This is a genomic window from Streptomyces sp. TSRI0107 (assembly GCF_001905845.1).
Taxonomy (GTDB): Bacteria; Actinomycetota; Actinomycetes; order Streptomycetales; family Streptomycetaceae; genus Streptomyces.
On record NZ_LIVZ01000002.1, the window covers coordinates 475,179 to 489,681 of the forward strand.

A 14,503-nucleotide genomic window follows, 5' to 3' on the forward strand; every position below is an offset into this window, starting at 1 on the left:
GTCGCAGCCCCTCACCCCGAGCATCGCACCTCAGGGTTCCGCTGAGCGGTGAGTGTCGGTCAGCAGGTGGAACCGCCCACGCCGGAAGGTCAGCGCTGCAGGGTGAGGACGCCCGGGCGCCACGGCAGCCGGTTGTAGTCGCCACCCGCGGTGGGGGATTTGCCCTGGTAGAGGAACTGCAGGTTGCACGGGTCGATGGTCATGGTCTGGTCGGGGTTGTTGCGGACCAGGTCACCGTGGCTGATGTCGTTGGTCCAGGTGGCACCGCTGTTGGCCTTGCCCGCGAAGGGGTTGCTCTCGCTGGCGGCCTGCGGGGTCCACGAGCCGTTCAGGCTTGAGGCGGTGAAGGAGCGGAAGTAGCGCCCGTTCGCGCCCATCGCCTCGACGATCATGAGGTACTGGTTCCGGCCCTGAACCTTGTAGACCTGTACGCCCTCGAACAGGTTGGCCTTCGTGTCGCTCATGATCGTCGTGTACGACGATCCGAAGTTGCCCGGGAAGTTCCCGATCGGCATGCTCGCCCGGTAGATCTTGCCGTTGTCACCGGCGAAGAACAGGTACATGTTCTGGCCGTCGGCGATCAGGGTCTGGTCGATCGGGCCGGTGTCGGAGCCGGAGATGCCGCCGGTGAACAGCGGCTGCGGCGCGGACCAGCCGTTGGGGTTGGTGGGGTCGCTCGACGTGCGATAGATGAAGGGCCACGCACCCCACTGGTACGCCAGCACCCAGATGTTCTTGGGGGCGAAGTAGAACAGCGTGGGCGCCACCGCGGCCTGGCTCATCCCGGTCTGGCCGGCCGACGCCATGTCCGACCAGTTCGTGAAGGGGCTGAACATCATCGAGCCGTACGACGATCCCGAGAAGTTGGACGCGTAGACCAGGTGCTTGCCGTTGTGCGTCACGGTGGTGAAGTCCTTCACCGCGTCCCACCCGTTCGCCGGCTGCGCCAGGACACCCGTCGATGTCCACCGGTACGTCGACGGAAGAGAACATGTGCCGTCCGTCGGCGGCGTCCCGGGCAGACCGGTCCACTTCTGGTTGCTGCCGCCGCCGCACGTTCCGAGCTGCACCGCCGTGCCGTTGGCCGTACCGGCGCCCGCGGCCTCCAGGCACAGCCCGGACTGAACGCCGACGACCGTGCCGTCGGAGTTCACCCGCCACTGCTGGTTCGCACCACCGGAACAGGTCCAGATCTGCACCCGGGTACCGGCCGTGGTGGCATGGCCCGGAACATCCAGGCACTTGTTGCCGTACACGGTCAGCTGGTTGGAGTCCGTCAGCGTCCACTGCTGGTTGGTCCCGCCCCAGCAGTCGTAGATCTGCAGGTACGTGCCGTCGGCCTGGCCGGCGCCCGGCACATCGAGACACCGGTTCGAACCGACACCGCGCAAGGCGCCACTGGCAGCCGCCTGAGCCGGGGCGGCGCCGAGTAACGCCGCCAACGCGGCCAGGGCCGCGACCACGGCGGCGAGCACCGCGGACGGATGCCGACGACTGAAACTTCCTCTGTGCATGGAATCTTCCTCACCCTTGAGTAGGCGTTTCGGTGCAGTGCGGCGCACAGCGGAGTCATTGACGAGTTCATGACATAGCCATGTGCAGGCTAGGCGAGTTCGTCATATCGAACACCGGCCGCAATATCGATCAACTGAAGGATAGGGAGCCAGTAACCCGCGTCAAGACCTCTCGCAAGTATCGCCTCCAACCTCGAAACGTTTCGAAGGAGAAGCCCGCGAAACGACGCACGTCACAGCAGCAAGTCACTCCCTTCGGCGGCCTTCGACGGCGTCATCGACATCACGTGCTGGGCATCGACGGGTGGCAGGGACAGGGGAACCCGCCCCCGAACCCCTGCCGCACCGAGATCCGGTGTGATCGACCGGCACGCCGACCAACTGCGCCGCGTCCTGCGCGACGCCGAGGAGTTCGCCGGGAAGATCGGAGATGAACTGGCGGCGGAGCAGCTCGGCGGCGTCGCACGCCGGCGCCGGCACCTGGCGCGGATCACCGAGCGCCTCACGTTGGCTGAGATGCGTGGTCACGCCGTCGCCGTCCGCGTGGCGCTGCGGCGGGCCGCGCGCGAGGGGCGTACGACGACATGGGGTGAACCGACCCTGCGGATCGGGGCTCCCCTCGCTGCTCTGCACCCGGACGACAAGGTCGCCGTACTGGTCGAGGCGGACCGCGAAACACCGGGCGACAGGCCGCTGCTGTCTGCACTGGTCACCGCCCACGGCGGTGGCCGGCCGCACCGGCTCTACCGGCAGGTCCTCTTCAACCTGGACCGGCCGGGGCCCCGTCCGAAGGACTCTTCACGCACTGGCGCATGGCACTGCGTCGACACTCGGAGCAGCGCTGAAGCGAACGTGGTACTGAGATCGCACCCGCACCCCGGAAGGCCCGTACGACCCGAATCCGATCTGCCGCAGCGTCAGAGCGTCCAGTCCGGCAGGCGCGGATTGCCGACGGCCCCAGGGACGTCGCACGACGGGCGCAGTTCCTTGTAGGTCTTCGCCTCGTCGTAGCTGAGGTCGGTACCGTACCCCCATCGGCCGTAGGCATCGGCCAGTGCGACGCACACGGCCTCGCTCTCGGTGTCCACGGTTCCTGGATCGAGCTGTTCGGCACCGTTCACGGCGGCATCGAAGCAGTTGGCGAGGGCGCCGTGATCGTCACCCGGCTCACCGCTCGCGGCCGCCTTGTCCAGGGCGACAACGGCGTCCGCGCAGTCGCGTGGCATCTTCGTGGCCTCGAAGCCGATCCCCGCGATCAGCTCGTCCACTTCCGCGTCCGTGGCCCTGTCGTGCTTCCCGTACGTGTAGAGGACGTATCTGCTGTGCGGCAGCCACCACACGCGGTGGGTGCTCTTGCGTGAGCCGTCGTAGTCGGGGAGTACATCGGTATCGAAGGTCCAGTTCATGGCCTTCTCACCGCCGATGTCGGTCAGTGGCCGCTCCTTGACGGAGATCACCGACTCGTCGGTGGAACTCATGCCGTCCTCGCTCTCCACGGACCACATGGCACCGGAATCCAGCTGCCCCTCGCGGATCTGATCCAACGTCAGGTGCGGGGAGTAAAGGATCCGTACGCCTTTGTCGGGGTCACCGTGCAGAGAGAAGTCGGCGCTGGTCGCCACGGTCGTCGTCGCCTGCGTCTCCTCCCAGGCGAACCCGGAGTCAGTGACCTCGTCGCCCGTCACCAACTCCAGCTCGGAGTCGGCGGGAAGGGTGACGTGCAGGCCCCCGAAGAGGGAAACCGGGTCCGGGTCCGGCTCCTGCTCGGCAACGGCCTCCTCCGCGTCCGGCGAAGCGCCCACGAGGGGAGCCGCGGTGGTCGCGTCCGGACTCGGCGTCTCTCGCTCGGGCTCGGCTGCCGTACTGGCGGCGGACTGCCCCTCGGCGACTTCTCTGTCGTTGTTGCCGGCCGTCATGCCGGCCGCGACACCCCCGGCGGCGGCGCCCACGATCACGGCGGCGGCCAGCGTGTAGGAGACGACCCGGCGTCGCGTACGGCGCCCGGCGGGCGCGGAGCCAGGGGTGGGAGGCGGCGGGGAGGTGGGGGCGGGTGGAACCGGCCGCATGTCCTCCGCAGCCGTGGATGACGTCCGCTTTCCGGGGCTCTCCGGACGAGCGGGCGCGCGTTCCTCCGATGGCGCCCGCGGTGCGGGCGGTTGCTCGTCGGCGGGCTCCTCGTCGGGTAGCGGAACCGTCCAACGCGCGCGGTCCGGCGGCACGGTGACGTCGGTGTCGGTACCGAGCCGCCCTGGTTCGCGATCCAGGGGTCGCGTGTAGGCCATGGTGGGGAACACGGCGGTACCCGTCGGCCCGTACGCGGCGGCCGTCCGTTCGGCCAGCTCCGCCGCGCTCGGACGCCGGTCGGGCTCCTTGTGCAGGGCTTCGCGGACCAGGGCCAGCAGCCCGTCGGGGACGCCCTGCAGCGAGGGCTCAGCGCTGACGATGCGGTGGGTGATGCCCGTGAGTGCGCCGAAGGGGTGAGAGGCGGCAGCGGCGTAGGCAACCAGCAGGCCCCACGCGAAGATGTCGCCGGCCGGGAGGGTGGTGCCGTCCGTGAGTTGCTCCGGTGCCATCCAGCCGGGAGTTCCGGTGGTCACCGACGTCGCGGTGATGGCGGTGCCGTCCAGGTGGTGGGCGATGCCGAAGTCGACGACGCGGGGTCCGTCGGCCGCCAGGAGCACGTTCGTCGGTTTGAGGTCGCGGTGGGCGACCCCCGCGCCATGGATGCAGGCGAGCGCGTGGGCGACGGCCGCCGCGAAGGTCAGCAGATTGTCCGAGCGTATGGGCCCGGCGTCCCGGACGTGCTGCTGCAAGGTGTTGCCGTGGACGTAGGCGGTCGCCAGCCAGGGCAGCGGGGCGTCCGGGTCGGCGTCGACCAGCGGGACCAGATAGGGGCCGGTGACTTTGCGGAGCATGGCGGTCTCACGACGGAAGCGCGCCCGGTGGGCGGGGTCATCGGCGAAGTCCCGGTGCAGGACCTTCACTGCGAGAGGGAGCCCGCCGTCCGCGTCGGTCGCGAGGTAGACGGTACCCATACCGCCGGTGCCGAGGTGCCGGGTCGGCCGGTAAGGGCCTATGCGTTCGGGCAGGTTCACTGATACGGCCCGCCCTTCGGCACACAGGACGACTGTCCGGCAGACAGCGTCTGCCCCCGAAGACCACACGGATGCGTCATGTACCCCCCTGGCGTATCCAGCCCGCGACCCCCTCGCAGACACCCGACGAGCCCCCCTCGTCAACGAAGCCACTCTAGTACCCGCCACGGTCCGCCATGCCCGCTCCGCCGACGGTGCAGCTCGGTGCCCTTGACCGCGGAACGCGATCAGTACCGAGTGCGGGCAGCCGCCGCGGGGTGGCGTGCCGGCCGCCCGGCCATCCGGGCGGCCGGCACGATGTCACACGCTGTCAGCCGATGTCCCCGTGGAGCGCCACGCATTCACGGAGCAGCGCCTCCGGGCGCGGCTGGGTGTGCCCTGGCTGCCGGTCCCCGGTGAGCGGGAGGTGCATGCCCCGCTCGTCCCTGGCGGACCGCACACCGCAGTCGGCCCCGCCTCCGGGCAGAGGAAGGGCCGCCTGATCACGGTCGTTTCCGCATACGCCGACGGCTACGCGGGATCCAGCACCGGCTTCTCCGGGAGCCCGCCGTGCTTCTCACAGCCCAGTTCCTTGGCCATGGCCAGCGAGAACGAATGACCCACGGTCGCGTAGGCGTCCTTCAACGCCTCAGTGTCACCCTCGGGCTCCGTCGGCGTACCCCAGCGTTCCACACCGATCTGTAGGTGGGCCGCGTCCGACGAGCGCAACTTATTGCTTCTGCAGGCGAATTGGATGTAGACCTTGTCCGCCGCCGCCAGGGTCTGCTCCCCCATCTTCAGCTCGGTGAACTTCGGGTCGGGGGTGCCCGTCGGGGGGCCGTCGACCCACCTCCAGGTGACTCTGAGCTCGAAATCCGGCGTGCCGATGGGCGAGTAAACACGGCAGATGTCGCCGCGAGACACCCTGGGGTCCCCGAACGCCAACGCAAGGTCCACCGCAGCATGAGCGACGGTGTACTCCTCCGCCGACGCCTCGAAACTCGACGATCCTGTGATCACCTTCAATGCCTTGGACGCGTCGGCGGACACGGCTTCGCCACCGCACAGTTGTGTCCCCGCAACGACCTTGTAGTTGTCCGGAAGGCCGTCCTCATCCTTATCCCCTCCACAGCCGGTGCCCCCGAGGAGCAACGAGCCGGCCACGGCCGTGGCAAGGAGTCCAACGCGTACCGACCTACGACTGATCACCATCCGCATCCTTACGTGTCCTCGGCCGCCGACCTCAGCCCGTCTCCGGGCTGTTGCCCTGCTGTTTCGCCGGTCGTTGCCCACCCCGTAGCCCAGCGGCATCGATTCGCGAAGGTCCTGCGCGAACGTGCTGCCCTCGGGGTCCGGGAGTGTCACACCAGAAATTCCTCCATCGGTGCCTCGGCCAGGGCCTCACCGGTGGAGAAGATCTCCATTCTCTCCTCGTCGGTGAGCTCCTCCATTTCCGCTGACTTGGTAATCCCGCATCTCCTGAGTCTCCGGCCCGAAGTCGCCCTGACCGAAGCGGAGTACCAACGCGACGCCTGTCGCGCCCCGACGAAGTCCCCGGCGTCTTCCGGTACCTCCGGCTCGGCGGCATCAGGAAGTGCCCGCACCCAACCGATGCACGGTGATGCATTTTCTCCACGGACTGGTGCAACCGTTTCCACATCCGGAGAGTCCACGTCTACATGCACGCGTACGTCCTGAACGGGCAGGCCCAGCCGGGCCGGCTCACCCGCAGCCGGCCTGCGCGACCTGCCCGAGCCCACGCCTGTCCGCGTTCCGCACGAAGGCCTGCTCGGACGCGACGCCGTTCGCCCAAACGCCGGAAGCTGAGCCGGCAGCCAGCGGCTCTCAGGCCGGACACCCCCGCCTGGCCCACTGTCCGATCGTCACGCCGCCCACCACTCACTTTCAGCGAGAACAAGCGATGCCTGGATGGAGCATTGAGGAAAGTTCTGGTACTCGGTGGCACCGCAGTCGCCTTGGGTGTGGCCTTTGTCGGCGGCAGGGTCATGGCTGAGAGCAACGACTGTCCCGAAGAGACCCCGGGGGCTTGACTTTGATCAACCGCACCACCCCGACGCGGGACGGCAGCACCCCGCTCCCGCAATCCCCGGCAGGGATACGCGCCGAGCGCCGCCGCATCATCGAGTCCATACGTGCCCTCCGTCGGCTACTGAACAAGCGCGGCGCCTTCGAGGTGGCCGACCGCCGTCGGCTGAACCGGGAGGCGAGCCACCGCAAGCGGGCGGAGACCACCCACACTGAGACGCTGCACCGCATCGATGAACAGCAGGCGCGGCAAGAGCGGTCCCACACGCACGACTTGAGCAGCCTCGACGGCAAGCGCGAGCAGCAAGAGGCACAGGCCCTTGCCGTCCTGCGCCGTGAGTTCATCGAGCGGAGGCTCAGGAACACGCCTCTCACCGTGCGCGAGCTCAACGGCCTCGGCACCGGCCTGATCCGCGACCTCGCCGCCCAGGGAATCAGCACCGCCGCCGACTTCACCCATGTGAGCTGGGACAGGGCACCCAACGGCAAGGGTGGCAACGTCCTCTACATCCACCGCACGGACGGGCACCGGGTCCACATCAACGGCATCGGCCAGCACCGCAGTCGCCCCCTGATGGAGTGGCGGCGGGCCGCCCTCGCCCGCGCCGAAGCCCGTGCCCCACGCACACTCCCCCCGGACGAACGTCACCGCATCTCCGAGATCATCAAGGCGGAACGCGTCCGGCTCCGCGAGGAGTCGACCAAGACCGCCCGCGCGGCCGAAACCGCCCGCAGCGAGGCCGGGCAGCTCCACGCCGAGACCCTCGAGCGCCTCGCCACCACCGAACGCGATGCCGCCCGCCTCGCCGCGGAGCGCCGGGCCGAGTTCGACGCGATGGCGGAGCAACTCCTCGCCCTCCAGTCGGAACTCTCCGCCCACATGGACCGCTACGGCGACGCCGGCCTGCGCATCCGCCGCGCCCAGCGCCGCGCACTCCGGCCGATCCCCGCCGTCCCCACCCTCCTCCCCGCGATCCCCTCTCCCCGCTCACCGGTCGGCCTCGCCGACAACACTGCTCCTGTCGGGCTGATGATCTCGTCCCGGCTGGTCGCCCTTGCCACCACGACGGAGCTTCTCCGCCTGTGGGTCCCCCGCAGGCGCCGCCACACGCCGGGCCCGATGCCCTCCGGAATCGGCTGGCAAACCACCGGGGTGTTCCTCGCGCTCGCCGCCGCCGGCATGTTCGCGGACGAGAAGTCCGGCATGTTCGGGGCCGCCTGCGCCCTCTCCGTACTCGCCGTGCTGCTGCTTCTGGCCGGAACCGGCCTCCGCATCCGCCCGCCCGAGCCCGTCCAATCCTCATGACAAGGCAGAACAAGTTGAACGACAAGGCACCCCAGCAGCCGGCACCCCAGCCCACCATCTCCGAGCCCGAGCTCGTGGGGTCCTCGCTCCCCCCGATGCCCCCGGCACCGCCCACGACCCCCGTGCCCTGGAGCGCCACCTCACCGGGCCGTCGACGTAAGCGTGCCCTTATCGCCGGCGCCGCCGCGCTCCTGCTCGCGGGTGGCGGCATCACCTGGTGGGCACTGACCCGCGACGGCGACCCGATCGACCACGTCGAGATCTCCGGCGGCAAGCTCGTCACCGACGACAGCGACTCGTACAGCGACAGCGAGGACTGCGACGACACCGACGCGTTCGACTACAACGACTGCGACTACAGCGACTCGGAGGACGAGGTCTACGAGTTCGTCTACAAGATCACCAACAAGGGGGACGAACCCGCCAACTACTCCGTCATCCTCAACGCCTTCGACGAGGACGGCGACTACGTCGGCCAGACCTACATCGGCTCGACCCACCTGGCCCCCGGCAAGACCGACGCCGACGAGAGCGAGTTCGACGAGTACACCACCCTCGAAGACGACCGCGAGCTGTCCGACATCAAGTCCGTGAAGGTCGCCTACGTCGAGCGCATGGCCCTGGCCAACTGATCCCGGCGTGCCGGTGGCCCCGGCGGTTCCGCAACAGCGCGACCGCCGGGACCCGCTTCAGCTTCCGGCGGCGTACCGCACGAACCGCGCCACTGCAGTGCAGCTACCTTTGCCGGCAGGCTCCAGAATCGCCACGCACTCCACATGATGCGTCATCGGAAAAAAGTCGCACGACAAGGGAGTGGAGGAGATACGAGGTCAGAGGGCGTTCATCAATCCTTCGAGTGGACTGCTGGGGCCCTGGAGCGTCGATCGAGCGTCATGACTCCCAAGGCGGGAGGGCGCTGCTCGCCAATGGCTCGGTACCGGTCGGACCGGCGCCCGCCGCACTCGCGGAATGCGCCTCAGCGGACCCCCGTCCGAGGTCCGTGAGCAGGTCGTCCAGCACCGTTTCCTCCTCGACCCGGACACCGCACTCGGCGAGAGCGACGGCCAGGGCAGGGTCCCAGGGAGTTGCGGCGGGCGGGCCCGTCAGGTTCGGGGCTTCGGCCGCTGCGGTCACTGCTGCCCGGTAATCGGCGGCCGTGTAGCGCCACGGCCGCCAAGGGACGCTTCGTGCCAGTGCTGCGGCGATGCGCACACCGCCCCAGTCGAAATCGCCGTGGTAGAGAAGGCGCGCTCCTCTCATGGACAGGTCGCGCAGCAACGTGAGCGCGGCGGCCGAAGGTTGCCCTTGGAGGCACACCATGGGCGGGCATGCCGGGCCGAGAGTGTCGGCAGCGGCGGACAGCACGGCCGGGTTCTCGCAGATGTGAACCGCTCCCGTCGTCGGAACGGAGGCGACTGGTGCGCTACGGGTGAGGGAGCGGAGGGTCAGCACCGCCGGCTCCCCGGCGTCGGCCATCCAGTCGAGGAATGGTGTACCGCGCAGGTTGAGGGTGAGGACGGTCGACGACAGGTCGTCCTTGAGCAAGCCCGCGGAGGCCCACGCCTCCCGCCGCCACTGCGCACCGGAGCCGTCGGGGAAGCCGGTGAGGCAACGGATACCGGACAGGACGAGAGTGGCGAGCGGCGTCCCGTCGTCCAGGGCATGGGCGCCCGAAAGGTTCCGTGCCGCGAACGTCGCCCGCGATGTCGGTGGTGACGCGGGCAGCGCGCGCAACGCGCGCACGGCGGCCTCCACCAGGGGGCCCGCGGCCTCCGGTGTACGGGCGAGGCGCCGTACCAGACCGTCACTGCGGATTCGCTCGGCCCAGCGGGCCAGCTCCCCGTCGAGGATGCCGAGCGGGGCGTACGCCTCGTTCCAGGCCCGTTCCTCCCTGTTCCGTGTCTCGGCGTGGAGTACGACCGGGCCGGTGAGGGCGACAACGGCCGCCGCCAGTCCGTCGGGGCTGACACGTGAGCGACGCAGGATCTCATCCACCGTGGCGAGGCGAATGCTGAGAGAGCCACTGGATCGTGGTGCCCGCCCCAGAAGGCGGTCGGCGGCGTGCCGTTGGGATTCATCGGGGTCGGACACGGTGACGGAGCCGGTGAGGGGCCGGCCGCGGACCATACGCTGCCGCACGCGGTCGACGAACCAGGCAAGTCCGGGGTCGCCGAGCAGGCGCCCGAGGCGCTCGGTGTCGACGTCGGTCCGGGCTTCCGCCGGTGGCGGCACGGCCGGCACCACGTCCGCGGTGGCGGCCGACGGTGTCGTGCGTCCGGCCGCCGGCCTGCCTCCGTCGCGGTCAGGCGAGGCCGCCGGGCGGGTCACGTCCACAGGGCCCCCTGTCCGCCGGCGTTGTCGACCACGCGGGTCCGTCCGGGCTCGCCCGGAGAACTCACCGGCCCGGCGGGCCTTTCGCCGGAGTCGCCGGCACCGGCAGCCGTCCCGAGCGCGTCCGACCGGGCACCGGGCTCCGTGCCGCGCCACCGTTCGCTGCCGTCCCATTCCCACCGCGTCACCAGTACGGCGTCGATGTCGTCGACGCGGGAGAGCTGGGCGATGGCGATGCCCGGCACCTGGGGGTAGCAGGCCCATTCGCGTTCGCTGGTCATGACGACGTCGAGGTCGAAGGCGCGGAGCAGGCCGAGGCACTTGGCGCGCGAGTCGTCGTCGACGCCGGCGAACGCCTCGTCCAAAGTGACCAGGCGCGGGGCGTGCGCACCGCCCGCGCTCGCGTAGTGCGAGGATGCGGCGGCGAACAAGGGCACGGAGGCGGCCAGTACGCGCTCCCCGCCCGAGGCGGGCCCGGTGGCGGGCACCCACTTGCCGTGCTGGTGGCGTTCGACGCCGAACTCGTGCCAGGACCGGTAGTCGAGGGCGGCGGTGAGGTCCTCCAGCCAGCTGCCGGTGCTGTCGTCGGCCTGCCGGTGGGCGATCTGCTCCTGGAGGAACGCGCCGACCGCGGCCCGGTCCTCGGGCGACCACGCGTCGGCGGACTGACGCAGCCGTTCCCGGGCCTGGGCCAGTCCCTGCGGGGCCCGGCGGGACGCTCTCCACACCAGTCGCAGCTTCATGCCCGTGGAGGTCGGACGCTCCTCCAGCTCCCTGTTCATGGCGGCCACCTGCCGTTCGGCCGCACCGATCAGTTCCTGGAGCGTCCCGGCGACCTCGGTGATCAGATGGGTCTGGAGGATCTCGCGCTCGCGTGCGGAGAGGATGCGGGTCAGTTCCGCGACCTCCACGGCCAGTGCCTCGGCGAGTTCGGGCACGCCCCGTTCCCGGCCCTGGTAGACGATGTCGACCCGCATGCCGTCCTCGCTCGGGCGGGCGGTGGCGGTGTGGCCGTGCCGCGACAGGGCGTCCTGGAGCCTGCCGAACTCCTCGCTCAGCCGCTTCTGCACGCGCTCCCAGGCCGCGTCGGTGTCGTCGATGGAGGAGAGCCGGGACTCCACGGCCCGCGCGAGGGCGATGGCGGGGGTCGCCGCCCATGTCCCTCCGCCGTCGTCCGGTACGTCGATGTCGGGCAACGCCACGGCGAGCAGCCCCGTCGCGGCGAACCGCTGGAGCGCCGCAACGGCTTCCTCCCGCGCGGCGGTCGCCTCGGTGACGTCCTCGGCAAGCCGCTCGATGCGTCCCTCGGCGCGGCTGGCCCGCCGGTCGGCGTCACCGTACTCCGCCCGGGCCTGCCTCTGTTCCTGTTCACAGGCCCGGGCCGCTTCGGCCGTCTCCTCCAATTGCCGCTGAAGCTCGGCTACGCCCGCTCCGACGGTGGAGCGGAGCGTCGTGAGGTGTTCGTCCGCCGCCGCGGCCACCCGAGCCGCCTCCGTGGCGCGCTCGGCGAGTTCGGACACGAGGAGGTCGGCCCGGCTGGTCTCCTCCCGCTCACCGGTCACCCCGCGCTCGGCCTCCGCGCGTTCGCGCAGTGCGGGCCACAGGGCCGCCAGGAGGGCGGTGTGGTCGGCGAGCGCCTGGCGAACGGCGCACAGTGCCGTCTGGTCGGTGGGGAGGTTCAGGGCGGCCGCGGTGTCGGCGAGTTCGGTCGCCGCGCGCTCGGCCCGTCGCGCCGCCGGAGCCAGTTCCGCGGCCCGTTCGTCTCGCCGGGCGCGGGCGCGGCGGACCGCTTCGGCCGCGGCGGTGACGCGTGCGTGGGCGTGCCGCAGGTCGTCGTCGCCGGGCAGTGCGGCGAGTTCGGCGTCCAGCACGGCACGGCGCCCGGCCACGGCGCGGGACTCCTCGGCCAGCCGCTCCCGCTCCGCCGTCAAGCCGTCGATCTCGGCGCGCAGTTCTGCGATCCGGACGCGACGTGCCTGTTCCCGCGCTCCTTCCCCCACGTACTGGGCGCTGTCCTTGGCCCAGCTGCCGGTGAGCGCCCCGACACGGAAGCGACCGTCCGCACAGACCCAGGTGTCGTGGCCACCGGCCTCCCAGGAAACCTCGCCGGGCCCGTCATCGCCGACCGCGGCCAGCCCGATCGAGGCGAGCAGACGCGCGACCGTCTCCTCCCCCACGGCTGCGGCCCCCGCGTCCGCGGGGTCGACCGCCGGGCACAGCGCGCGGTCGAGGCCGGTCCCGCCGAGCAGACCTACCGGGTCGAGCAGCACGTCGTGGCCGTCCGCCACGACCGCGGAGCCGTCCGGCCGCACCCAGGCGTCGAGAAGCCCCGACGCCTCCAGAGCGGCTTCCAGTCCCGCGCGGTCGGCCTCGGTGACGTGCGGACGGAAGTCGACCAGCCGCCACAGCGGAGCGCCGAGACCCCGGTCCCGCACGCCGGGTGTGCGCGTGCAGGGGGCCGACGGGCCTCGCTCTCCGCCCGTTTCGAGGGCGGTCAGTTCGTCCACCGCCAGCCGCTGCCGCTCCGCCGTCGCCTCCTCGCGGTGGGCCAGAAGGGCCTCGCGGTCGGCCAGACGCGACGCGGCGGCGCGATGGGCCTCGGCTGCCGCGTTCCGGGCCGGCAGCGGGCCGTCCAGAGAGCGGACCCAGTCCTGTACGGCGTCCAGGACCCCCGGCAGCCCGGGCACCCGCAGCTCCACATATCCGGAGAATCGCTCCCGCACGGCCGTGACAAGCGCCCGCCCCTCCTTGACGACGTTCTCCTCCGCCTCAGCCAGCCGCTCCTCGGCGTGCACGACCTCCTCGTCGGCCTCGTCGGCGCGCAGCCGGGCGGCCCTGTGCTGCTCCTCGGTCTGCTCCGCGCGCGTCGCGAGTTCCGCCACATGCTCGACAGCGCGCCGCCTGCTCGCGGTCGCCTCGTCCGCCTCCCGGCGCAGAACCGCGTCGGGGGCTCCCTCCGTCCGGGGGACGTCGAGCCGGGCGGCCGCGGCGCTCTCGGCCACCCGGTCCCGGATGCCGTCCAGCGCCTCCCGGGCGGCCGTGAGCCGGTTGTCCGCGGTGGCGAGCCGGCCCAGGGCCCGGGTGTGCGCCTCGGCCGCCGTACGCCGGTCCGCCTCGGCCCGCTTCAGCTCCACGGCCGTGCGGGAGGCGTCGTCCGCCGCCCGGTCGAGCGCGCGGGCATCTCGCATCTCGGGCCGGGACCGCAGCGTGGCGTCCTGGGCGGCCAGCCGCGCGGCCTGCTCGTCGAGGGCGGTGCCCCTCGCGCGGGCCTCCTCGCGGTCCGCCACTGCGTGGTCCCGGTCCGTCTGCGCTTTGGCGAGTTGCCGTTGCAGGTTCTCGTACCGGGCGTGTTCGCGGCGCGGCAGGCGGGCGCGGCGCCGGGACGCGAGGCGGGCGTAGCGGCGGTAGTGGTCGAGGAACGCCGAGGACGCCTGTTCGGCCTCGCGGGCCGCCCTCAGTTCCTCCTTCTCCTCGTCCAGCGACCGGAACGCCTCCGCCGCGTCGGCGACGACCGCCTGGTCCATCGGCGGCAGAGCCTCGGTCAGCGCCCGGGACAGGGCGGCCTCGCTGGGGCGCTTGGACAGCTGGGGCTGGCGCAGCTGGATCAGGAGGTCGACGAGGGCGCCGTAGCGCCGCTTCCCCAGCCCGAAGAGGGCTTCGTCGACCGCCCTGCGGTAGGCCTTGGCGGTGTCGTACACCATGCCGTGACCGCCGACCGCCTCGGCGAGCCGGTCCCGGGACAGTGCCGTCCCGGTCGCGTCCAGCAGGTCGAGGCCCGCGCCGATCCGCTGGTCGGTGACCGCGAACCAGTGGCGGGCGATGCCGCGTCCGGCGACCGCCTTGAGCCCGCACAGCAGCGTGCGGAAGTGCGCCTCGCCCGTGGTGCCGTCGAGTCGTCCGAACTCGATCCAGGTGTAGCCGAGTCGTTCGGGGTGCGGGTGCGCGCCGCCCAGGAGCAGGTTCCACTCCATGCGCTTGCCCGGGTCGCCGTCGGGTTCGACGCGGCGGGCGGACAGGTCGCCGTCCAGGAGGAACGGCAGGGTGAGGGCGAGCACCTTCGACTTGCCGGTGCCATTGTTGCCGCGCAGCAGCAGCCGGCCGTCGCGGAACCAGAACTCCTCGATGTCGTAGTGGAAGAGGTCGACGAGTCCGATGCGCAAGGGCCGCCACCGGCCGGGCGCGGGAGCGGGGAGCGCGGGGCCGGGCGACTGGGGGCCGGGGAGCGCGGTCAC

General features: G+C 71.1%; 8 protein-coding genes. 3 read left to right on the plus strand and 5 right to left on the minus strand.

Going from position 1 to position 14,503, the window contains the following annotated elements:
* Positions 1-89 precede the first annotated feature (89 nt).
* Complete coding sequence (locus AMK31_RS06095) at positions 90-1,514, minus strand: non-reducing end alpha-L-arabinofuranosidase family hydrolase (protein WP_073939340.1); 1,425 nt, start codon at positions 1,512-1,514, stop codon at positions 90-92.
* A 357-nt stretch (positions 1,515-1,871) separates the two neighbouring features.
* Here AMK31_RS06095 and AMK31_RS06100 point away from each other — a divergent pair, with 357 nt between their 5' ends.
* Positions 1,872-2,507 (plus strand): hypothetical protein, encoded by a 636-nt coding sequence (locus AMK31_RS06100; protein ID WP_073939341.1) that lies wholly within the window; start codon positions 1,872-1,874, stop codon positions 2,505-2,507.
* Here the strand turns inward: AMK31_RS06100 and AMK31_RS42040 are convergent.
* Positions 2,432-4,609 (minus strand): serine/threonine protein kinase, encoded by a 2,178-nt coding sequence (locus AMK31_RS42040; RefSeq protein WP_073939342.1) that lies wholly within the window; start codon positions 4,607-4,609, stop codon positions 2,432-2,434. The genes AMK31_RS06100 and AMK31_RS42040 overlap by 76 nt on opposite strands.
* A 510-nt stretch (positions 4,610-5,119) precedes the next feature.
* Positions 5,120-5,953, minus strand: coding sequence for a hypothetical protein (locus AMK31_RS06110; RefSeq protein WP_241842542.1), 834 nt, complete (start codon positions 5,951-5,953; stop codon positions 5,120-5,122).
* Positions 5,954-6,635: 682 nt separating this feature from the next.
* Here AMK31_RS06110 and AMK31_RS42045 point away from each other — a divergent pair.
* Positions 6,636-7,940, plus strand: coding sequence for a hypothetical protein (locus AMK31_RS42045; RefSeq protein WP_143204210.1), 1,305 nt, complete (start codon positions 6,636-6,638; stop codon positions 7,938-7,940).
* A gap of 14 nt (positions 7,941-7,954) precedes the next feature.
* The gene (locus tag AMK31_RS06125; RefSeq protein WP_073939344.1) at positions 7,955-8,572 is read left to right on the plus strand and encodes an FxLYD domain-containing protein; all 618 of its coding nucleotides are present in this window, start codon (positions 7,955-7,957) and stop codon (positions 8,570-8,572) included.
* Between the two features lie 259 nt (positions 8,573-8,831).
* On the opposite strand, the gene AMK31_RS06130 is transcribed toward AMK31_RS06125, so the two are convergent.
* Positions 8,832-10,184: a TIGR02679 family protein gene (locus AMK31_RS06130; protein WP_338013031.1), complete on the minus strand. Its 1,353-nt coding sequence runs from the start codon at positions 10,182-10,184 to the stop codon at positions 8,832-8,834.
* Between the two features lie 80 nt (positions 10,185-10,264).
* On the minus strand, positions 10,265-14,503 hold the full coding sequence (locus AMK31_RS06135) for a TIGR02680 family protein (RefSeq protein WP_073939555.1): 4,239 nt from the start codon (positions 14,501-14,503) through the stop codon (positions 10,265-10,267).

Excerpts from the sequence above, each read along its gene's own strand:
- AMK31_RS06095 (WP_073939340.1), bottom strand. The coding sequence starts at position 1,514 with ATGCACAGAGGAAGTTTCAGTCGTCGGCATCCGTCCGCGGTGCTCGCC.